We start from the raw sequence: 19,337 nt of genomic DNA on the forward strand, positions 1-19,337 counted from the left end.
GTTGGAAATTCCATTCCTCCCCAAGCTCGCTTGGGGAGGGGGACCGCGCCCGCAGGGCGTGGTGGAGGGGCATGACCCGCCCGTCATGGCCCCTCCACCATCGCTAACGCGATGGTCCCCCTCCCCGAGCGTAGCTCAGGGAGGATTTGAAAAAGCCCCCAAACGCAAAGAGAGCGGCCACCTTGCGGCAGCCGCTCCCCTTGAACCGTCACCGTCCCATCAAGGGACGGCGCGAAGGATTACGCCTTCTGCGGAACGCCCGAAGCCGCCGCCACTTCAGCCGCGAAGTCCGACGCTTCCTTCTCGATGCCCTCGCCCAGCTGGAAGCGGACATAGTCCACCAGCTTGATCTCGGCACCGGCGTCCTTGCCGGCCTTCGCCACGACGTCGCTGATCTTGGTCTTGCCGTCGATCACGAACAGCTGGCTGACCAGCGCGTGCTCCTTGCGGTACTTGGCGATCGAGCCTTCGACCATCTTGGCGATGATGTCGGCGGGCTTGCCCGATTCGGCGGCCTTTTCGGTCGCGATCGCGCGCTCACGCTCGATCTCGGCCTCGTCCAGGTCTTCCTCGTTCAGCGCCTTCGGGAAAGCAGCGGCGATGTGCATCGCCAGCTGACGGCCCAGCGACTGCAGCACGTCGTCGGCGGCTTCCGACTCCAGCGCGACCAGCACGCCGATCTTGCCCAGGCCCGGCGCCTGCTGGTTGTGAACGTAGGACACGACCGCGCCCTTCGACACTTCGAGGCGCTTGGCGCGACGCAGCGACTGGTTCTCACCGATGGTCGCGACATTGTTGGTCAGCACTTCGGCGACGGTGCCGCCCTGCGGCATCGCTTCGTTCTTCAGCGCCTCGATGTCGTCGCTGGTCTTCAGCGCGATCGCGGTCACGTCCTTCACGAACGCCTGGAACTGGTCGTTCTTGGCGACGAAGTCGGTTTCCGAGTTCACTTCGACGGCGGCGCCGACGGTGCCGTTGGTGGCGACGCCGACCAGACCCTCGGCGGCGGTACGGCTCGACTTCTTCTGCGCGGCCGCCAGGCCCTTCGTGCGCAGCCAGTCCAGCGCGGCGTCCATGTCGCCATTCGCCTCGGCCAGCGCCTTCTTGCAGTCCATCATGCCCGCGCCGCTCTTTTCGCGCAGGTCCTTGACCATCGCTGCGGTGATATCGGCCATTGTCTCAATCCTCTGTCTGAAAAGGGGGATGCGGGTAGGGCCGCCCCATCGGAGGCGGCCCTTAGCACGGCTTGCATGTCAAGCCGATGTCACCGACGGCGGGTTGCCCCCATCCGGTCGATGATCGCCCCGCCCGCACCGCGGGGCTTTGTCACGCGATTAGGCGTCGATCTGGCGCTCGGCCTCGACCGCCTGCTCGGCGGTTTCGGTCGGGGCAACGGTCAGCGCTTCCTCGACGGGCGGCTCGGCCATCGCGCCGAAGTCCGCACCACCACGGCGCTGCTGCTCGTGACCGCCACGGGTCGCGGCGATGGCAACGGCTTCGCAGTACAGGCGGATCGCGCGGCTGGCGTCGTCATTCGCCGGAACCGGGAAGGCGATGCCGTCGGGCGAGACGTTCGAGTCGAGGATCGCAACGACGGGGATGCCGAGCGTGTTGGCTTCCTTGATCGCCAGCTCTTCCTTGTTGGCGTCGATCACGAACATCACGTCCGGGATGCCGCCCATGTCGCGGATGCCGCCCAGCGACAGCTCGAGCTTGTCGCGCTCGCGGGTCAGGTTCAGCACTTCCTTCTTGGTCAGGCCGTGCGTGTCGCCCGACAGCTGCTCCTCAAGGGTCTTGAGGCGCTTGATCGAGTTCGAGATCGTCTTCCAGTTGGTGAGCATGCCGCCCAGCCAGCGGTGGTTGACGAAGTGCTGGCCAGCGCGGCGGGCGGCCTCGGCGACCGGCTCCTGCGCCTGGCGCTTGGTGCCGACGAACAGGACCTTGCCACCGCCGGCGACGGTCGAGCTGATGAACTCCAGGGCGCGCGCGAAGAGCGGCACGGTCTGCGACAGGTCGAGGATGTGGACGCCGTTGCGGTCGCCAAAGATGTAGGGCTTCATCTTCGGGTTCCAGCGGTGGGTCTGGTGGCCGAAGTGCGCGCCGGTCTCGACCAGCTGCTGCATGGTGACGACGGGTGCCGCCATAATCTAATTCCTTCCGGTTATGCCTCTGGGAAGCGGATGACGCGGCGGGCAAAGCCCATGCGCACCGAAATATGATGCTTCCCATGCGGTGTTGAGGAGCGCGCCCTTAGCGAACGGGACGCGCCATGGCAAGCGCGTTCCGCCGTTCGCTTTTGTTCCAAACGCCGTTGACTCGGGAACAGTGGCGGAACATAAGATGACCGCAAGAGGGAACACGGCTTGATTGCAGTTAATCGCAAACGCAACGTCGTTGATTTGGCACGGCTCGTCCTGTTGTCGCGATTATGACAACGGAACTGATCAAAATTTCCAATGGTTACGGTTCGGTTAATATGCCGGACCCCATGGTAAGGCAGGAGGCAGACATCATGATGATCGTGGTGAGTGTTCTGGTTTTCACGGGCGCCCTGGTCGCCGCCATCGCCACCATCGCGATGATGATCGCGCCCCAGTGGCGGCGTATCCTTCACCTCGCCACGGGCCACACCGAACCTGCCTTCACGCCGCTGGCCACTTTGGTGGTGGCCGAGCGGCGGATCGCGGTCAGGCGCTGGGCGGCGGGCTCGCCGGTCCCCGCGATGGCGTCGCGCCGCCGCGTTGCCGCCTGACCCGGGCATAGGCGATCATGCTGAACGGGATGCTGCCCAAATAAGCGAGACAGAGCGCGGTCAGGGCATGCCAGGGGGCCGACAGCAGCGCCGCTCCCACCAGAACGATGATCGCCAGTACCTCGAAGCGCACATTGCGGCGTAGCCGGAACGAGGTCCATGAGAAGGTCGCGACACTCGATACCATCAGTAGCGCGATCAGCGTGACCCAAGGGGCGACCAGCAACGGCGATGCGAAGAGCGGCTCGCCGGTCCAGAACCAGAGATAGAGCGGCAGCATCGACAGGCCGGCCCCTGCGGGTGCGGGGATGCCGGTGAAATAGCCCGCCGTCTTGCGCGGCTGATCGACGACATCGAGCTGCGAGTTGAAACGCGCGAGGCGAAGCGCGCAGAATACGGCGAGCAGCAGCGCCGCGATCCAACCGATACGCGGCAGCGTCCAGAGCGACCAGAGATAGAGGATCAGCGCGGGCGCGACGCCGAAGGAAATGGCATCGGACAGCGAGTCCAGCTCCGCACCGAACCGGCTTTCCCCGCGCAGCAGTCGGGCGATCCGTCCATCCAGTCCGTCGAGCACCGCCGCCACCATGATCATGGTGACCGCCGCCTCCCAGGACTGGGCAATCGCGAACTTCACGCCCGTCAGACCGGAGCACAGCGCGAGCGCGGTGACCGCATTGGGGGCGATCGCCCGGAGCGGCAGGCCACGCGGCGGACCGCGACGGGCGAAACGGGGGGAAATGGCCATGGGTTACTGCGCGATGCCGGTCATCGGCTTGCCGCCGACGCGGCCCAGCACCGTCTCGCCCGCGACCGAACGCTGGCCCAGGCAGACCTGCGGGGTAACGTCATCGGGCAGATAGACGTCGACGCGGCTGCCGAAACGGATCAGGCCGACGCGCTGACCGGCGGCGACCATGTCCCCGGGCTTCACGAAGCCGACGATGCGACGCGCGACCAAACCCGCGATCTGGGTGAAACCGATCTTGCGGCCGTCACGGCCTTCGACCACGAAATGCTGGCGCTCATTCTCGTCCGACGCCTTGTCGAGATCGGCGTTCAGGAACTTGCCCGAAATATAGACGACCTGGCGGATGACACCCGCCACCGGCGTGCGGTTGATATGCACGTCGAACACCGACATGAAGATCGACACGCGGACCAGCGGCGCCTCGCCCAACTCGCCGACCAGCTCACGCGGGATCGGCACGCGCTGGATCATCGTGACCAGGCCGTCGGCGGGCGCGACGATCAGGTCGTCGCCCTGCGGCGTGGTGCGAACCGGATCGCGAAAGAACGCCGCGATCCAGATGCACAGACCGACGAACGGCCAGAACAGGATCTTGGTGATCAGCGTGGCGATCAGGGTCAGGCCCGCCCCGATCAGCACATATTTGCGCCCTTCGGGATGGACGGCGGGGAAGCGCCACTTGACGGTGGTGGTCGCGACGGGGGGCTTTTCAAGCGAAGGCATCGGGCCTGTCTACCTGTCCACCGGCCATCGCACAATCTTTTCGGTTCGCCCCGGCCCTTTCGCTATCATCCGGCACCGCCCAAGGGGTGGTTGATCCGCCGCGCCCCCTCCCCTAGACGCGTGCAAAACCCGCCTAATCTGAAGGATGCGCATATGGCGAAGATCAAGGTAAACACCCCCGTCGTGGAGATCGACGGCGACGAAATGACCCGGATCATCTGGGAATGGATTCGCGAACGCCTGATCAAGCCGTATCTCGACATCGAGCTGGCCTATTTCGACCTCTCGGTCCAGAATCGCGACGCGACCGCCGACCAGGTGACGATCGACAGCGCCCACGCGACGCAGAAGTACGGCGTGGCGATCAAGTGCGCGACCATTACCCCCGACGAGCAGCGCGTCGAGGAATTCGGCCTGAAGAAGATGTGGAAGTCGCCCAACGGCACGATCCGCAACATCCTGGGCGGCGTGGTGTTCCGCGAGCCGATCGTCATCAAGAACGTTCCCCGCCTGGTTCCGGGCTGGACCCACCCGATCGTCGTCGGCCGTCACGCATTTGGCGACCAGTATAAGGCGACCGATTTCAAGGTTCCCGGCAAGGGCAAGCTGACCCTGAAGTGGGAAGGCGAGAATGGCGAGTCGATCGAGGAGGAGGTGTTCAACTTCCCCGCCGCCGGCGTCGCCATGGGCATGTACAATCTCGACGAGTCGATCCGCGACTTCGCGCGCGCCTCGATGAACTATGGCCTGAATCGCGGCTGGCCGGTCTATCTGTCGACCAAGAACACCATCCTGAAGGCCTATGACGGCCGCTTCAAGGACATCTTCCAGGAGGTGTTCGACACCGAGTTCGCCGACCAGTTCAAGGCGGCGGGCATCGAATATCAGCACCGCCTGATCGACGACATGGTCGCCTCGGCGCTGAAGTGGCACGGCGAATTCGTCTGGGCCTGCAAGAACTATGACGGTGACGTGCAGTCGGACACCGTGGCGCAGGGCTTCGGTTCGCTCGGCCTGATGACCTCGGTCCTGATGACCCCGGACGGCAAGACGATCGAGGCGGAAGCGGCGCACGGCACCGTGACCCGTCACTATCGCCAGCACCAGCAGGGCAAGGCGACCTCGACCAACCCGATCGCGTCGATCTTCGCCTGGACCGGCGGCCTGAAATATCGCGGCAAGTTCGACAACACCCCCGACGTCGTCCGCTTCGCCGAGACGCTGGAAAAGGTCTGCGTCCAGACCGTCGAGAAAGGCCAGATGACCAAGGACCTCGCGATCCTGATCGGCCCGGACCAGCCCTGGATGACCACCGAGCAGTTCTTCGAGGCGATCCGCGTCAACCTCGAAACCGAAATGGCCAACTGGCAGTAATTCTGCCGAGAGGTTGTGAAGAAGGGGCTCGGAGGCATTGTCTCCGGGCTCTTTTTTATGCCCCCGCCCCACCTCCGTTCAGCCTGAGCGAAGTCGAAGGCCAAGGGAAGCCCTCTGCAAAACGGACGTTGGAGAGGTTCCGGCGTAGCCTTCGACTTCGCTCAGGCTGAACGGACGTTGGGGGTTGATGTTGGGATTAGGGCGGCCCCTGCCCCCCAAAGCCGTTCACGCTGAGCGAAGTCGAAGCGCACGCCCCGCCCTCTCCGCTCAAGCAAAGCTTTATTCCCGCCCCTCGCGCTCCAGATACGCGATCACATCCGCCCGCGCGAGCGGGTCGGACAGGCCGGCAAAGGTCATCCTCGTGCCCGGCGCGAAGCGTTGCGGCGAGGTCAGCCAGCGGTCCATCGTCGGACGATCCCAGACCCCGCCGACCGTCTTCAAAGCCCCCGTATAGCCGAAGCGATCGCTACCGCCCGCCACCGGCTTGCCCATGATCCCGTGCAGATTCGGCCCGGCGCGATCCAGCTCGCCCTTGCCGATGGTGTGACAGGCGAGACATTGGCCGAAGGTCCGCGCCCCGGCATCGGCATCGGCCACGCGCATCAGCGCGTCCAGCGACGGGTTCGGCCCCGCCGCCTTCAGCCGCGCCGCCCGGTCGCCGTCACCGCATCCGGCCAGCATAAGCATCGAAAGAACGGGCGCACAGGCGATACGGAACGGGCGGGTCATCGCCGCGCCCTAGCGCCGCCATCGGCCATACGGCAGTGGACCGATTGCCCCATGACCGTTTCGCGGGATTAACGACCTGACAAGCGTGGCAAAGCCGGGTTAGTCTGTCGGCATGGCATTACGGCTCGACAATCAAGGCTTCTCCGACGCGCTCGTCATCCTCGGATCGGCGGGGATCGTCATTCCCGCCTTCGCCCGGTTCCGCGTCAGCCCGGTGATCGGCTTCATTCTGGTCGGGCTTCTGGTCGGCCCGGCCGGGCTGGGTTCGCTCGTGCCCCATGCGCCGTGGCTCTATTATCTAACCATATCCAACCCGGAATCGATCGAGCCATTCGCTGAGTTCGGCATAATATTATTGCTGTTTTCCATAGGGTTGGAGCTGTCCTTTCGCAGGCTATGGGCGATGCGGCGGCTTGTGTTCGGCACCGGTGCGGCGGAGTTGCTCGGCTCGGCGGTGCTGATCGGCACGGCGCTGCATCTGATGGGCCAGGGCTGGGCCGGGGCGATCGGTTTGGGACTGGCGCTGACCCTGTCGTCGACGGCATTGGTGTTGCCGCTGGTCGGCACGACCAGCCCAGTGGGGCGCGGCGCGTTCGCGATGCTGCTGTTCGAGGATCTGGCACTCGTCCCGATCATCTTCGCACTAGGTGCGATGGCGCCGACTGCGAGCGACGAGGGCTGGGTCGGTATCGCCGGTGTCGCGCTTCGCGGCGGGCTGACCGTCGTCGCCATGTATCTCGGCGGCAAATTCGTGCTGCCCCGCCTGTTCGCCCAGGCCGCGCGGACCAAGAGCCCGGAGCTGTTCCTCGCCGCCTCGCTGCTCGTCGTCATCGTCGCCAGCGTCGCTACGACTGCCGCCGGGCTGTCGCCGATCGTCGGTGCGCTGCTCGCCGGCCTGCTGATCGCCGAAACCGAATATCATTCGGAGGTCGAGGTGATGACCGCGCCGTTCAAGGGCCTCGCGCTCGGCGTGTTCCTGATCACGGTGGGCATGAGCCTGGACCTGCGGCTGATCGCCAAGAACTGGGACATGCTGCTGCTGGCGGTGGTGGGCGTGGTCGCGGTCAAGGCGATCGTCACCTATCTGCTACTGCGCGTGGCGCATGCCCGGCGCGGCGTCGCGGCGGAGACGGGGCTGTTGATGGGCAGTCCGTCCGAAACCACGCTGATCGTGCTGGGCACGGCGGCGCAGGCGCAGTTGATCCTGCCCTCGACCGCCGCCTTCTGGCAGACGGTGACCGCGATCGGGCTGACCATCACGCCGCTGCTCGCCAAGGCCGGCCGGGTGATCTCCCGCCGGATCGAGGCGCGCAGCACCGAACCCGCGACGCCCGAGCTGGAGGATGATGCGGGCCGGACCGTCATCATCGGCTTTGGTCGCGTCGGCAAGATGATCGCCGACATGCTGACCGTGCACGGCCAGCCCTATGTCGCGGTCGAGGCCGACATCGATTCGGTCAGCGACGCACGGCGCGCGGGCTATCCGGTGCTGTTCGGCGATGTCGCGCGGGCCGAGCTGGTCGACCGGTTGAACCTGCCCGCCGCCCGCGCGCTGATCCTGACCATGGACGATCCGGTGCTGACCGTGCGGCTGGCGCGGCGCATCCGCGAGGCCGCGCCCGACCTGCCGATCATCGCGCGCGCCCGCGACATGGCGCATGCGACCGAACTCTACCGCGCGGGGGTCAGCGAGGCGGTGCCCGAGACGCTGGAAAGCTCGCTGCAATTGTCGGAGGCAGTGTTGGTCGATCTGGGCGTCGCGATGGGGCCGGTGATCGCGTCGATCCATGAAAAGCGCGACGAACTGCGCCAGGTCATCCGGCGCGAGGCGCAGCTCCAGCGCGAGCCGCGTATCCGGCGGCTCCGGCGGTTGGGAGAGCAGGGGTAAATCTCATTCCTCCCCAAGCTATGATTGGGGAGGGGAACCGCGCACGTCAGGGGGAGTGGAGGGGCATGGCCCCTCACCCCTCCACCATCGCTTCGCGATGGTCCCCCTCCCCATCTGACGATGGGGAGGATTTGAGGGTTAGCCCAGACGGCCCAGAGCCGCGTGCAAGCGCGCGGCTTCGGCCATCTTGTCGGCGTGGTCGGCCTTCGCCTTCTCCACCGCTTCAGGCTTGGCGCGTTCGACGAAGCTGGCGTTGCTCAGCCGCCCGCCCAGCGCATCGCGTTCCTTTTCGACGGCCGCGATCGCCTTGCTCAGGCGCTGGCGCTCGGCGTCGAGGTCGATCACGCCTTCCAGCGGCAGGACGAAGGTCGCCTCGTCCACCACCACCTGCGCCGCGCCGCCGCTCGCCTCACCCTCGGCCGCATCGACCCGCGCCAGACGCGCCAAGGCCGAGGCCTGACGGGTCAGCCGCGCCGTGGTGCCCTCATTCGCATCACGGACATGCATCGGCAGACGCGCGCCCGGCGGCACATTGAGTTCGGTGCGCGCGGCGCGGATTTCGCTGACCAGACGGATCAGCCAGTCGATCTCGCGCTCCGCTTCGGGATCGAGCGCACGGGCGTCGGCCATCGGCCACTGCGCCACGATCAGGTCGTGATCGCGCGCACCCATGGCGTGCCACAGCTCTTCGGTGATGAAGGGCATGAACGGGTGGAGCAGGACCAGGATCTGGTCCAGCACCCAGCCCGCGACGGCACGGGTTTCGTCACCGCCCTCTTCGCCACCCTGCAGCACTGGCTTGATGAGTTCGAGATACCAGTCGCAGAAGCGGCTCCAGACGAACTGGTAAATGGCGTTCGCCGCGCCGTCGAAGCGGTAATCGGCCAGCGCCAGATCGACCGCCTGAACCGTCTTCACCGTCTCGGCGATGATCCACTTGTTGACCGCGAGGCTGGCGTTCGGCGCCTCCAGCGTGGTCGATGCGCCGATACCGTTGGCCTGGGCGAAGCGCGCCGCGTTCCACAGCTTGGTCGCGAAGTTGCGATAGCCCTCGACCCGGCGCTCATCCATCTTGATGTCGCGACCCTGGCTCTCCATCGCCGCCATGAAGAAGCGCAGCGCGTCGGCGCCATATTGGTCGATCAGGCCCAGCGGATCGACCGTGTTGCCCTTCGACTTCGACATTTTCGAGCCGTCGGCTGCGCGAACAAGACCGTGGAGATACAGCGTCTTGAAGGGCACATCGCCCATGAAGTGCAACCCCTGCATCATCATCCGTGCATCCCAGAAGAACAGGATGTCGAAGCCGGAGATCAGCACGTCGTTCGGGTAGCGCCCCGCCAGCGTCTTGTCGCCATTGTCGGGCCAGCCCAGCGTCGCGAAGGGCCAGAGCGCGGATGAGAACCAGGTATCCAACACGTCTGAATCGCGCCAGATACCGAAGCTGCTCTTGCTGTCGAATAAATCGTATGCCTCTTCACGGCTTGAGACGATTTGAACATCGAGGTGCCCCGGCAGATCGGTGGAAAATCCGGCCGATGCGTAACGGGCGCGGGCAATAGCAAGGGCTTGTTCTTCTGTTTCCGCGACGAAGACTTCGTCAGCATGTGCCCGCGAAATCTCTTGGGCATTTCCAGTAGCGGGCGCTAAAACTGACTCCTCCCCCGGCGTGATGCGAGGTCCAAACCACGCCGGGATCTGGTGGCCCCACCAGAGCTGGCGGCTGACGCACCAGGGCTGGATATTCTCCATCCAGTTGAAGAAGGTCTTCTCCCACGCCTGCGGCACGATCTTGATCTTGCCCGATCGCACCGCCTGGATCGCGGGCTGGGCCAGCGTCTTGGCGTCGACATACCATTGGTCGGTCAGCCACGGCTCGATCACCACGCCGGAGCGGTCGCCGTACGGCGTCTGGATCGTACGCGGCTCGGCGTCATGCTCCTCGCCGTCCTTGTCGATGTGCGGGATGAGGACGCCTTCGTCCTTCAACCGCGCGACCACAGCCTTGCGCGCGTCGGCGGTCGACAGGCCCAGGAATGCGTCGGGAATCAGACCGTCCGAGGTCTGGCAGATATGAGCCTTGGCATCGAGCATGTTGAGCATGTCGCGTGCCTCGATCCCGGCACGACGGCCGACCTCGAAGTCGTTGAAATCGTGGCCCGGCGTGATCTTGACAGCGCCCGATCCCAGCTCGGGGTCGGCATGTTCGTCGGCGACGATCGGGATCAGGCGGCCGGTGATCGGCAGGCGGACCTGCTTGCCGATCAGCGCGGTGTAGCGCGCATCGTCCGGGTGGACCGCGACCGCCATGTCGGCGAGCATCGTCTCGGGCCGCGTCGTCGCGACCTCGATAAAGCCCGATCCATCGGCGAGCGGATAGCGCAGGCGCCAGAAGCTGCCCTTCACTTCGCGCGTCTCGACTTCCAGGTCGCTGATCGCGGTGCCCAGCCCGGCGTCCCAATTGACCAGCCGCTTGTCGCGGTAAAGGAGGCCCTGACGGTACAGGTCGACAAAGACCTTCAGCACCGCCTTGCTGAAGCCCTCGTCCATCGTGAACCGCTCATTGGCCCAGTCCATCGAGCAGCCCAGACGGCGCAGCTGGCCAGTGATCTGGCCGCCACTCTCCGCCTTCCACGTCCAGACCTTTTCTAGGAACTGGTCACGGGTGAAGTCGGTGCGCTTCTCACCGCGCGCATTCATCTGGCGCTCGACGACCATCTGGGTCGCGATGCCGGCATGATCGGTGCCGACCACCCACAGCGCGTCCTTGCCCTTCAGACGGGCGTGGCGGACGAGAATGTCCTGCAACGTATTGTCGAGCGCATGGCCGATATGCAGGTTGCCAGTGACATTGGGCGGCGGATTGACGATCGTCCACGGCTCGGCATTCGGGCGATCGGGGCGGAACAGGCCCTTTTCCTCCCAATGGCCATACCAGCGGGCTTCGATTGCGGCGGGGTCGAACGTCTTGGGCAGCTCAGTCATGCCGCTGCCTTAATGACCCTGACGCTGGGACGCCAGATGCTATCCGGTGCGGGCCATATCGAGCCGCCCCATCCCTTCCATTCCTCCCCTGCAAGGGGAGGGGAACCATGCGAAGCATGGTGGAGGGGTGTCCCCCTCTCGATAGGGTGACACCCCTCCGTCAGGCCTGCGGCCTGCCACCTCCCCTTACAGGGGAGGAATCATTGCAGGAGGAACGACGCTAGGTACGCGCGCCCGGCCGGTCGAGCACGGCGCGAATGCGCTCGTTCAATTCGCTCCGGCGATAGGGCTTGCGGATCAGTTCATAGGAGCGCGCGCCCTCGTCGATCGCCTCGTCGGCGAAACCGGTGGTCAGCAGCACCGCCAGGCGCGGATAATCGCGCCGCACCACCTGCGCCAGCGCCACGCCGTTCATGCCGCCGGGCATCAGGATGTCGGTGAAGAGCAGCTGGAAATCGCTGTCCTGCGCCAGATGGTCGAGCGCCTCGCGCGCGCTGCGGGTGAGGACGACGTCATAGCCCAGATCCTCGAGCATCGACCGGCCAAGATCGCCGACATCCTCCTGATCCTCGACCATCAGGACGCGCTCGGCACCGCCCTTTCGCGCCGGCTGGACCGCGCTGGGCCGGCGTTCGGTCACGCCCGCCGCTCGCGGGAAGTGGAGCGACAGCGCCGCGCCGCCTTCGGCATCGGGCTCGACCGTCGCCAGGCCGCCCGACTGGCGCATGAAGCCATAGACCATCGCCAAGCCCAGCCCGGCACCCTTGCCCATCTCCTTGGTGGTGAAGAACGGGTCGAACACCTTGTCGGCGATCGTCGGATCGATGCCGGGGCCGTCATCGGCGATCCGGACGACGACATATTCGCCCGGCTCCAGATTGGCCGGGCCTTCGGGCTGGTCGGCGGACTGAATCATATTGCGGGTCGAAATGCTGATCGCGCCGCCCGTCCCCTGTCGCGCGATCGCCTCGCGCGCATTGGTGACGATGTTGAGCAGCGCCATCTCGGCCTGGACCGGGTCGATTCGGCAATTCCAGAGATTTTCCTCCAGCCGCTGGCGCAGGATGATCCCCTCGCCGGCCGTGCGGTTGAGGATGGGGCGGAAATCCTCGATCAGCTGGTTGAAGTTGAGCAGACGGTCGCGCAATTCCTGCTTGCGCGCGAAGGCGAGCAACTGCTGGGTCAGCGTCGCGCCGCGTGCGGCGGCCGCGCCGATCGCCTCGACCGCGCGACGTCCGCTGCGATCGGCATTATCGATCCGCGCTTCCAATATGTCGGAATAGCCGATGATGACCTGAAGCAGATTGTTGAAGTCGTGCGCGATGCCGCCGGTCAGCTTGCCGACCGCTTCCATCTTCTGTGCCTCGTGCAGCGCATCCTCGGCCTCGCGGCGGCGCGAGATGTCGAGCTGGCTGCTGAAGAAATAGACGAGTTCGCCCGCATCGTCATACACCGGCGAGATGAACAGCGCGTTCCAGAAGGTCGAGCCGTTCTTGCGATAGTTCAGCAGCTCGACCGCAATCTCGTCACGCCGCTCGACTGCCGCGCGGACCTGCGCCACCACGTCGCGATCGGTTTCCGGCCCTTGCAGAAACCGGCAGTTCGTGCCGAGGATTTCCTCCTCGGAATAGCCGGTCATGAAGCTGAAGGCTTCGTTGCAGAAGACGATCGGGTTGTCGGGTTGCCGGGGATCGGTGACGATCATCGGCATCCGCGTCGTCTTCACGGCGGCGAAGAAGATGTCCGACTGGCCCGAATGCGGCTGGCGCGCATCGGCGATAGGCGGCGAGGATACCGGCGACCGGGTCGCCTTTTCCGTGTCAGCGGGCCTGTCGGTTGCACTCATACCGAACGAACCCGGCCAAGTGACGCCGGTTCCCCCACCGGCACCATAGTGGACGGATTCGTCGCGGTCGGCATCAGCGCCCTTCGCGGGTGATCCGGGCGATTTCCTTGGCGACCATCGCCTCGACCATCTCGGGCAGGTTCGCGTCCAGCCATTCGCGCAGCATCGGGCGGAGCATGTCGCGGACGAGTCCTTCCAGGGTGCCGTCGCTGGTGGGTTCGGGCTTGACCATCATGCGGCTCAGGGACTCCAAAGCGCCACGGCTCGCCTCGGCGGCGCGCGGCGATACGATCGCCTCTTCCTGGTCCGGGGCGTGGACGGGTTCGACCGGGGTCGCCGCGACCGGTGCCGGTGCGGCTGCCGGAGCCACCGGTTCGGGGGCGGCCGGCGCCGGCGCCGGCTCGGGTACGGCGCGCATGGCCGATTCGGCGGCACGCGCGGCGGCGGCCTCCACCTTCATGCGCAGCGGCATGGGATCGCTGAGTTCGAGGATCTCGGGGCCATCGTCATCGGCGACCGGCGACGGCACCGGGCGCGGCTGGCGACGCTGGCGCGCCGGCACCTCGCCCTCTTCGGCGATGATCCTTTTGATCGAGGAAAGGATTTCCTCCATCGACGGTTCGGCGCTGATCTCACCCATGACCGCAATCCCCATTGAAGCCCCCCAGGCCCCCATAGCCCTTGTGGCCGGCGTTATTGCCGGCTCGGTGCCGATGCACCTGTGGTTAATGCGGGGCTTCTGTCAACAGGGGCGTTCACATCCGCGTCAAGCGGACGGGTGATCGCCGCCGTCTGCGCCGGGGTGCCGGCGGTGGTGCTGGCGACCGGCGCGGGCTCGCCATCGCCGTCCCAGTCGTTGATGCGGTTGCGCACGCGCTTGTAGTTGGTGACCGGATCGTAGAGCGACCCGCCGTCCAGCCCCAGGTCGCGCGCCTCGGCATTGCCCATCGCCGCAATCAGCGCGAAGCCCGCGACATAGGCGTCGCGCCGCGCGGTCACGAGCGTGACCTGACTGTTCAGCAATTCCTGCTCGGCGTTGAGGATGTCGAGCACGGTGCGGGTGCCAACGCTGTTTTCGGCGCGTACGCCCTCCAGCGACAGTGAGTTGGCGCGCACCGCCGATTCGGCCGAGGCGATCACCTCCTGCGAGGATTGCCAGACGGCGTAGGCGGAGCGGACCTGCGCCACCACCTGCCGTTCGGTGGCGGTGGCGTTCTCCAGCGCCTGACCACGCAACGCCTCGGCCTGACGGACCTGCGCCGCCGGGCGACCGCCCTGGAACAGCGGCATGGTCAACTGCGCGCCGACCGTGGCATTGACGCCGGAGGTCGGCACATTGCCTGCGCTGGGCGGCGGATTGATCGAGCCGAGATAGTTGAAATAATTGCCGCTCGACACCGCCGCTACCCGTGGCAGCCGGTTGGCGCGCGCGACGTTGATGTCATAGCGGGTGGCATCGGCGTTGCGCCGTGCCGCGATCAGCTGCGGATTCTGGTCCAGCGCTACCGCGACCGCCGCATTGGGTGAAGCCGGCAGCGCCGGGAGCGCGGGCGGCTGCTCCAGCCCGACCGGCGCGATGCCGACGATGTTGATATAATTCTCGCGGCTGGAGATCAGATTGGCCTGTGCCGACTGGAGCTGCGCGCGCGCCTGCGCCAGACGCGCCTGCGACTGCGCCACGTCGGTACGGGTCAGATCGCCGACCTGGAACCGGTCGCTCGACGCGCGCAGGTTCGTCTCCAGCACGTTGACGTTCCGGGTGTTGAGGTTGACGATCGCCTCGTCCCGGATGACGTTCATATAGGCCGCCACCACATTGGTGAACAAATTGGCCTCGACCCCGCGCAGCTGCGCCCGCCCCGCATCGACCCGCGTCTCGGCCGCGCGCACCGCGTTCTTGACCGCGCCGCCCTGATAGAGCGGCACCGACAATTGCAGCGCACCGGTCGCGACGCGTTCGGGATTGAGGAAGTTGTTATTCGCAACGACGATATTGTCGGTGAACTGCGCCTGCGATTGAAGCGAGGGCAGGCCGTTCGACCGTGCGATCGGCACATTCTCGTCGGTCGCGCGCTGGGCGGCGCGCTGACCGGTGATCGTCGGGTTCGTCTGATACGCCCGCACCATGGCCTCGCGCAGCGTTTCCGCCGAAGCGGACCCGGCCAGCAGCAGCGCCGAACCGATCAGGACGCCAGAGGTCAGGGACGGACGCATCGGCATCAGAACTGGAACGCGCGCGGGCGGGCGAAGCCCGGCAGGATGGCGCATTCGGCGTCGGCGAAGGGACGCACGCCATGACCGCCTTCGGTCCGGCGACCGCTGGCGAGACGGGTCACGCCCTTGTCGACCAGCCCGGTGACGATCCGGCCGTCGATGCGGACCTGATCGATCAGGGCGGCGGGAATTTCCTCGACCGCGCCGTCGATCACCAGCACGTCATAGGGCGCATCGCCCGGGTTGCCGGCAGTCAAGGGCGCGTCGACCAGCTTGACCTTGGCTTCACCCGACAGCGCGGTACGCGCGGCGGCCAGCAGATCGGCATTGTCCTCGATCGCCACGACCTCGGCAACGATCCCGGCGAGCAGCGCGGCGGTATAGCCGGTGCCGGCGCCGATCAGCAGCACGCGGTCGTTCGCCTCCAAATAGGCCTCGGTCAGCAGACGGCCGGTCGCCATCGGCAGGTTGACCGCGCGCCCCTGCCCCAGGTCGATCGTGCCGTCGCGATAGGCGACCTCGCGCAGCGCCTCGGGCACGAACGCCTCACGCGGAACGCGCGCCATCTGCGCCACGACGCGCTGGTCGCTGACGGCGGTGGTGCGCAGCTGGCTCGCCACCATCGCGTGGCGCATCGCGTCGAAATTGGAGAATTCGTTGCTGGTCGTCATCATGGCCCATCCCTGTCGCACAGCCGTTTTAGTTGTGCAATACACTAATTTGGTTCCCGCCGCTTCTATCGCGCCCGCTCGGTTCCGCCAAGCGGAGGGATGGCGCCTGATGCCTCCGGACGGGATCGACTTTACGACAAAATGTAACGGCAGGAGCCAATCGCTTAGCCCCCCGTTTCACCGACATTCCGAAGCGCCCCGCCGCTTGGCCCATCCTGGAGTAGCCCCATGAAACGCAGCACAGGCTTTCTCGGCGTCGGCATCATCGGTGCCGCCGTCCTGGGCGGATCGATCACCGCCGGCTATCTGGAGCAGAAGCTGAACGCGCAACCCGCCGCCGCGACGTTCGGGCGCGGCGTGTCCGAGGCGCAGGAACTCGAACGGCGGCGCGGCAAGGCGGCGGCGGTTGCCGTGGCGGAGACGGCGGTGAAGTAAGTCTGCCAGTACCGGGCTCCGCCGGCTCGCCGAAATCGGATCGGGGCAATTTTTTGGGCCGACCACGGCCTCCCCTGTTGACGCCGCGCGAAAAACCGCACACATGCCCGCCTCCCACGCATCGAGGCGCGATGGCGGAGTGGTGACGCAGAGGACTGCAAATCCTTGCACCCGGGTTCGATTCCCGGTCGCGCCTCCAGATTTCCAGAGCGGATCGCCGGAAATCTGATCTTCACGGCAAGGCCGACAGGGTCTTGCGATCGTCCGAAAAGCGATGGACCCCACCCCTTCCCACGGCGTAAGCCCGGCGCTTCGATGGCGATTGAGAGGGATGCGGATGCGGATGCGCGGCGTGATGATGACGGCGGTTGTGGCTCTGTCGAGCACCAGCCCGGCTATCGCATGGAGTCAGACGACGGCCGCGCCGCAGATGCAGGCGCCCCAGCCGCAGGCACCGCAAATGCAGGCTCAGGCGGCACCCGTCGAATATGACATCGCCTTCCCCCGCCCCGACCATCACGAGGCGCAGGTCAGCGTCACCTATCGCGGGTTGCCGGCCGGGCCGGTGCGCTTCCAGATGGCGCGCTCTTCCCCCGGACGCTACGCGCTCCACGAATTCGCCAAGAACGTCTATTCGGTCTCCGCCACCGATGGCGTGGGGCGGCCGATCGCGGTGACGCGCCGCGATCCCTATGGCTGGGGCGTGGAGCGCCATGACGGTACGGTCACCATCCGCTACACGCTGTTCGGCGATCGCGGCGACGGCACCTATGCGCAGATCGATCCGACGCACGCGCATCTGAACACGCCGGCCACCTTCCTCTGGGCGGTTGGACAGGATCAGCGGCCGGTGCAGGTCCGCTTCCACCCCCTGCCCGGCTGGAAGATCGCGACGCAGCTGGCGCCGACGAGCGATCCGAACGTCTTCACCGCCCGCGACCTGCAATATTTCATGGACAGCCCCGTCGAGCTGTCGGCACATGACGTGCGCAGCTGGACCGTCGCGGACGGGGCCAAGCGCTACACGATCCGGCTGGCGGCGCATCATGACGGCAGTTCGGCCGATCTCGATCGCTTCGCCGCGATGGCGCAGAAGGTCGTCGCGCAGGAGATCGCGGTGTTCGGCGCGCCGCCGCCGTTCGACCATGGCACCTACACCTTCCTGGCCGACTATATCCCCCAGATCAGCGGCGACGGGATGGAGCATCGCAATTCGACCGTGATCAGCATGCCCAAGTCGCTCGCCGATGCGCAGTTCCAGCAGATCCAGACGCTGGCGCACGAGTTCTTCCACGCCTGGAATGTCGAGCGTATCCGTCCCGCCGAACTGGAGCCGTTCGACTTCACCCGCGCCAATGCGACGCCGTCGCTCTGGCTGGCCGAGGGCTTCACCCAATATTACGGGCCGCTATCGGTGGTTCGCGCCGGTGAGATGTCGCGCGACGACTATATCCGGCAATTGTCGGGGACGCTGAACAACCTGCTCAACACCCCCGCGCGGGCCTATGGCACGCCGCAGGAGATGAGCCTGCGCGCGCCCTTCGTCGACGCGGCGCAGTCGATCGATCCGACCAACCCCAATATCTACGTATCCTATTACCCTTATGGCGCGATCATCGCGCTGGCGCTCGACCTGGAGCTGCGGCAGCGTTTCCCCGCGCTGACGCTCGATAGCTATATGCGCCAGCTCTGGCGCGATTACGGCCAGCCCGAGCGTGCCTACCGCCCCGATGATCTGCGGCAGAGCTTGGCCACGCTGACCGGCGACCAGCGCTTCGCCGACGCCTTCTTCGCGCGCAGCGTGACGGCGAGTGGACTGCCCGACTTCGCGCCGCTGCTGGCGCAGGCGGGGTTCACCCTGCGCCTGGCGCATCCCGACGCCGCCTGGGCCGGTGCGGTCCCGACCGCGAAGGACGGCGTCCTGACGCTTGCCGCGCCGAGCCGTCCGGGAACCGCGCTCTATGCGGCCGGTCTCGACAAGGATGACGTGATCCTCAGCCTGGATGGCCAGCCCGTGACCACTTCGGAGGGCTGGGCCGCGACGCTCGCCCGCCACGCGCCGGGCGACCGGCTGCCGATCACGTGGCGCAACCGCGCGGGCGAGCGCCAGGCCGAGCTGACCCTGAGCGCCGATCCGACCATGGAGATCGTCGCCGACGAGACGCTGGGCCAGCCCCTGACCGCCGCGCAGCGCCGCTTCCGCGACGGCTGGCTGGGCAGCAAGGGGCCGGCCGCCCCCTCATCATCCTAATCGGCACGGGAACGTCACGACCCCTTTACGTGTTGATATAGGTGAGACATTTGGGGGCAGACGGCTCGGTCCGCACTTGCGGCGCAGGGGGAGCCATGCGAATGCGCGTCGAGGAGCCAGTTTTTCGTGGACGATCATGCTATTCCGGCCCATCTGGCCGCGTATCTGGACAAGTCGCCGATCGCCCTGGCGCTGGCCGACGCGCGTGACGACAACCCGCTGATCTTCATCAATCACGGCTTTCGTGAGCTGACCGGCTATACCAGCGAGGATATGATCGGGCATAATTGCCGGATGCTGCAACGCGACGCCGAAAATGAAGAGGCGCGCGACCGTATCCGCGAGTTCCTGGCCAATGATCGCCAGTTGACCGTCCGCACCACGCTGATCAACTTCCGCAAGGACGGCTCCCCCTTCGTCAACCTGCTCTACATGTCGAAGCTGCGGCAGCTGGGGGGCGACATGCCCTATATCTTCGCCTCGCAATTCGACGTCAGCCGCTCGCAGCCCGACCGGCTGTCCGCCTATGACGCCGAACTGGGCCGGACTCTGGGCAAGCTGACCCCGATCTTGGCGGAAAGCGGCATGGTGCTGGAGGGATCGCTGACCGCGATCGCCAACACGGCCGCAACCATCGCCCAGGCCAAGCTGACGCTGTCCGACCTCGACAGAGCCGCTTTTCCGTGATCGCGACACCGCTGTCGCACAGCCTCTCCTT

16 protein-coding genes and 1 tRNA gene are annotated in these 19,337 nt (G+C 66.2%); 7 read left to right on the forward strand and 10 right to left on the reverse strand.

Going from position 1 to position 19,337, the window contains the following annotated elements:
• Positions 1-239 precede the first annotated feature (239 nt).
• The gene (gene tsf, locus ACQHGV_RS08950) at positions 240-1,175 is read right to left on the reverse strand and encodes a translation elongation factor Ts (protein WP_440977930.1); all 936 of its coding nucleotides are present in this window, start codon (positions 1,173-1,175) and stop codon (positions 240-242) included.
• A gap of 159 nt (positions 1,176-1,334) precedes the next feature.
• Positions 1,335-2,144: a 30S ribosomal protein S2 gene (gene rpsB / locus ACQHGV_RS08955; protein ID WP_409791778.1), complete on the reverse strand. Its 810-nt coding sequence runs from the start codon at positions 2,142-2,144 to the stop codon at positions 1,335-1,337.
• Between the two features lie 371 nt (positions 2,145-2,515).
• Between rpsB and ACQHGV_RS08960 the strand changes: the two genes are divergently transcribed.
• Positions 2,516-2,752, forward strand: coding sequence for a hypothetical protein (locus ACQHGV_RS08960; protein ID WP_440980178.1), 237 nt, complete (start codon positions 2,516-2,518; stop codon positions 2,750-2,752).
• Here ACQHGV_RS08960 and pssA read toward each other — a convergent pair.
• Positions 2,688-3,500, reverse strand: coding sequence for a CDP-diacylglycerol--serine O-phosphatidyltransferase (pssA, locus tag ACQHGV_RS08965; protein ID WP_440977931.1), 813 nt, complete (start codon positions 3,498-3,500; stop codon positions 2,688-2,690). The two genes, ACQHGV_RS08960 and pssA, sit on opposite strands and share 65 nt — an antisense overlap.
• 3 nt (positions 3,501-3,503) lie before the next feature.
• Entirely contained in the window at positions 3,504-4,226 is a 723-nt protein-coding gene (locus ACQHGV_RS08970; protein WP_183951873.1) for a phosphatidylserine decarboxylase, read from the reverse strand.
• 153 nt (positions 4,227-4,379) lie between these two features.
• On the opposite strand from ACQHGV_RS08970, the gene ACQHGV_RS08975 reads away from it, so the two are divergent.
• Positions 4,380-5,600: an NADP-dependent isocitrate dehydrogenase gene (locus tag ACQHGV_RS08975; protein ID WP_440977932.1), complete on the forward strand. Its 1,221-nt coding sequence runs from the start codon at positions 4,380-4,382 to the stop codon at positions 5,598-5,600.
• 279 nt (positions 5,601-5,879) lie between these two features.
• Here ACQHGV_RS08975 and ACQHGV_RS08980 read toward each other — a convergent pair whose 3' ends face one another.
• Entirely contained in the window at positions 5,880-6,329 is a 450-nt protein-coding gene (locus ACQHGV_RS08980; RefSeq protein WP_440977933.1) for a c-type cytochrome, read from the reverse strand.
• Between the two features lie 112 nt (positions 6,330-6,441).
• On the opposite strand from ACQHGV_RS08980, the gene ACQHGV_RS08985 reads away from it, so the two are divergent.
• A complete protein-coding gene (locus tag ACQHGV_RS08985; protein ID WP_440977934.1) occupies positions 6,442-8,217 on the forward strand; it encodes a cation:proton antiporter domain-containing protein in 1,776 nt (591 codons plus the stop codon).
• A 138-nt stretch (positions 8,218-8,355) separates the two neighbouring features.
• Here ACQHGV_RS08985 and ACQHGV_RS08990 read toward each other — a convergent pair whose 3' ends face one another.
• The 5 genes from ACQHGV_RS08990 to ACQHGV_RS09010 all read right to left on the reverse strand — a co-directional run bounded on the left by ACQHGV_RS08990 (position 8,356) and on the right by ACQHGV_RS09010 (position 15,936).
• On the reverse strand, positions 8,356-11,202 hold the full coding sequence (locus ACQHGV_RS08990; RefSeq protein WP_440977935.1) for a valine--tRNA ligase: 2,847 nt from the start codon (positions 11,200-11,202) through the stop codon (positions 8,356-8,358).
• Positions 11,203-11,422: 220 nt separating this feature from the next.
• A complete protein-coding gene (locus ACQHGV_RS08995) occupies positions 11,423-13,048 on the reverse strand; it encodes a histidine kinase famiy protein (protein ID WP_440977936.1) in 1,626 nt (541 codons plus the stop codon).
• A gap of 73 nt (positions 13,049-13,121) precedes the next feature.
• On the reverse strand, positions 13,122-13,688 hold the full coding sequence (locus tag ACQHGV_RS09000; protein ID WP_440977937.1) for a DUF2497 domain-containing protein: 567 nt from the start codon (positions 13,686-13,688) through the stop codon (positions 13,122-13,124).
• A 53-nt stretch (positions 13,689-13,741) separates the two neighbouring features.
• Positions 13,742-15,268 (reverse strand): TolC family outer membrane protein, encoded by a 1,527-nt coding sequence (locus tag ACQHGV_RS09005; protein ID WP_440977938.1) that lies wholly within the window; start codon positions 15,266-15,268, stop codon positions 13,742-13,744.
• Positions 15,268-15,936, reverse strand: a complete 669-nt coding sequence (locus ACQHGV_RS09010) for a protein-L-isoaspartate O-methyltransferase family protein (RefSeq protein WP_440977939.1) — start codon at positions 15,934-15,936, stop codon at positions 15,268-15,270. Before ACQHGV_RS09010 ends, ACQHGV_RS09005 begins: the two co-directional genes overlap by 1 nt.
• 225 nt (positions 15,937-16,161) lie before the next feature.
• Here ACQHGV_RS09010 and ACQHGV_RS09015 point away from each other — a divergent pair, with 225 nt between their 5' ends.
• From ACQHGV_RS09015 to ACQHGV_RS09030, 4 genes are all read left to right on the forward strand, one after another.
• Positions 16,162-16,368 carry a hypothetical protein gene (locus ACQHGV_RS09015; RefSeq protein ID WP_183951880.1) on the forward strand — a complete coding sequence of 69 codons (207 nt, stop codon included), beginning with the start codon at positions 16,162-16,164 and terminating at the stop codon, positions 16,366-16,368.
• Positions 16,369-16,493: 125 nt separating this feature from the next.
• A tRNA-Cys gene (locus ACQHGV_RS09020) sits at positions 16,494-16,567 on the forward strand.
• Between the two features lie 138 nt (positions 16,568-16,705).
• Positions 16,706-18,619, forward strand: coding sequence for a M61 family metallopeptidase (locus tag ACQHGV_RS09025; RefSeq protein ID WP_440977940.1), 1,914 nt, complete (start codon positions 16,706-16,708; stop codon positions 18,617-18,619).
• A 126-nt stretch (positions 18,620-18,745) separates the two neighbouring features.
• Positions 18,746-19,306, forward strand: coding sequence for a PAS domain-containing protein (locus ACQHGV_RS09030; RefSeq protein ID WP_183951881.1), 561 nt, complete (start codon positions 18,746-18,748; stop codon positions 19,304-19,306).
• Positions 19,307-19,337: the final 31 nt, after the last annotated feature.

The sequence above is a fragment of the Sphingomonas pseudosanguinis genome (assembly GCF_052056765.1).
GTDB lineage: Bacteria > Pseudomonadota > Alphaproteobacteria > Sphingomonadales > Sphingomonadaceae > Sphingomonas > Sphingomonas pseudosanguinis.

What these genes read in the sequence shown, in the direction of transcription:
- ACQHGV_RS08970 (WP_183951873.1), bottom strand. Translation starts at nt 4,226, where the DNA reads ATGCCTTCGCTTGAAAAGCCCCCCGTCGCGACCACCACCGTCAAGTGG.
- ACQHGV_RS09010 (WP_440977939.1), bottom strand. Translation starts at nt 15,936, where the DNA reads ATGATGACGACCAGCAACGAATTCTCCAATTTCGACGCGATGCGCCAC.
- pssA (WP_440977931.1), bottom strand. Translation starts at nt 3,500, where the DNA reads ATGGCCATTTCCCCCCGTTTCGCCCGTCGCGGTCCGCCGCGTGGCCTG.
- tsf (WP_440977930.1), bottom strand. Translation starts at nt 1,175, where the DNA reads ATGGCCGATATCACCGCAGCGATGGTCAAGGACCTGCGCGAAAAGAGC.
- rpsB (WP_409791778.1), bottom strand. Translation starts at nt 2,144, where the DNA reads ATGGCGGCACCCGTCGTCACCATGCAGCAGCTGGTCGAGACCGGCGCG.
- ACQHGV_RS08985 (WP_440977934.1), top strand. Translation starts at nt 6,442, where the DNA reads ATGGCATTACGGCTCGACAATCAAGGCTTCTCCGACGCGCTCGTCATC.
- ACQHGV_RS08995 (WP_440977936.1), bottom strand. Translation starts at nt 13,048, where the DNA reads ATGAGTGCAACCGACAGGCCCGCTGACACGGAAAAGGCGACCCGGTCG.
- ACQHGV_RS09005 (WP_440977938.1), bottom strand. Translation starts at nt 15,268, where the DNA reads ATGCCGATGCGTCCGTCCCTGACCTCTGGCGTCCTGATCGGTTCGGCG.
- ACQHGV_RS08990 (WP_440977935.1), bottom strand. Translation starts at nt 11,202, where the DNA reads ATGACTGAGCTGCCCAAGACGTTCGACCCCGCCGCAATCGAAGCCCGC.
- ACQHGV_RS09015 (WP_183951880.1), top strand. Translation starts at nt 16,162, where the DNA reads ATGAAACGCAGCACAGGCTTTCTCGGCGTCGGCATCATCGGTGCCGCC.
- ACQHGV_RS08975 (WP_440977932.1), top strand. Translation starts at nt 4,380, where the DNA reads ATGGCGAAGATCAAGGTAAACACCCCCGTCGTGGAGATCGACGGCGAC.
- ACQHGV_RS09000 (WP_440977937.1), bottom strand. Translation starts at nt 13,688, where the DNA reads ATGGGTGAGATCAGCGCCGAACCGTCGATGGAGGAAATCCTTTCCTCG.
- ACQHGV_RS09025 (WP_440977940.1), top strand. Translation starts at nt 16,706, where the DNA reads ATGCGGATGCGCGGCGTGATGATGACGGCGGTTGTGGCTCTGTCGAGC.
- ACQHGV_RS08960 (WP_440980178.1), top strand. Translation starts at nt 2,516, where the DNA reads ATGATCGTGGTGAGTGTTCTGGTTTTCACGGGCGCCCTGGTCGCCGCC.
- ACQHGV_RS08980 (WP_440977933.1), bottom strand. Translation starts at nt 6,329, where the DNA reads ATGACCCGCCCGTTCCGTATCGCCTGTGCGCCCGTTCTTTCGATGCTT.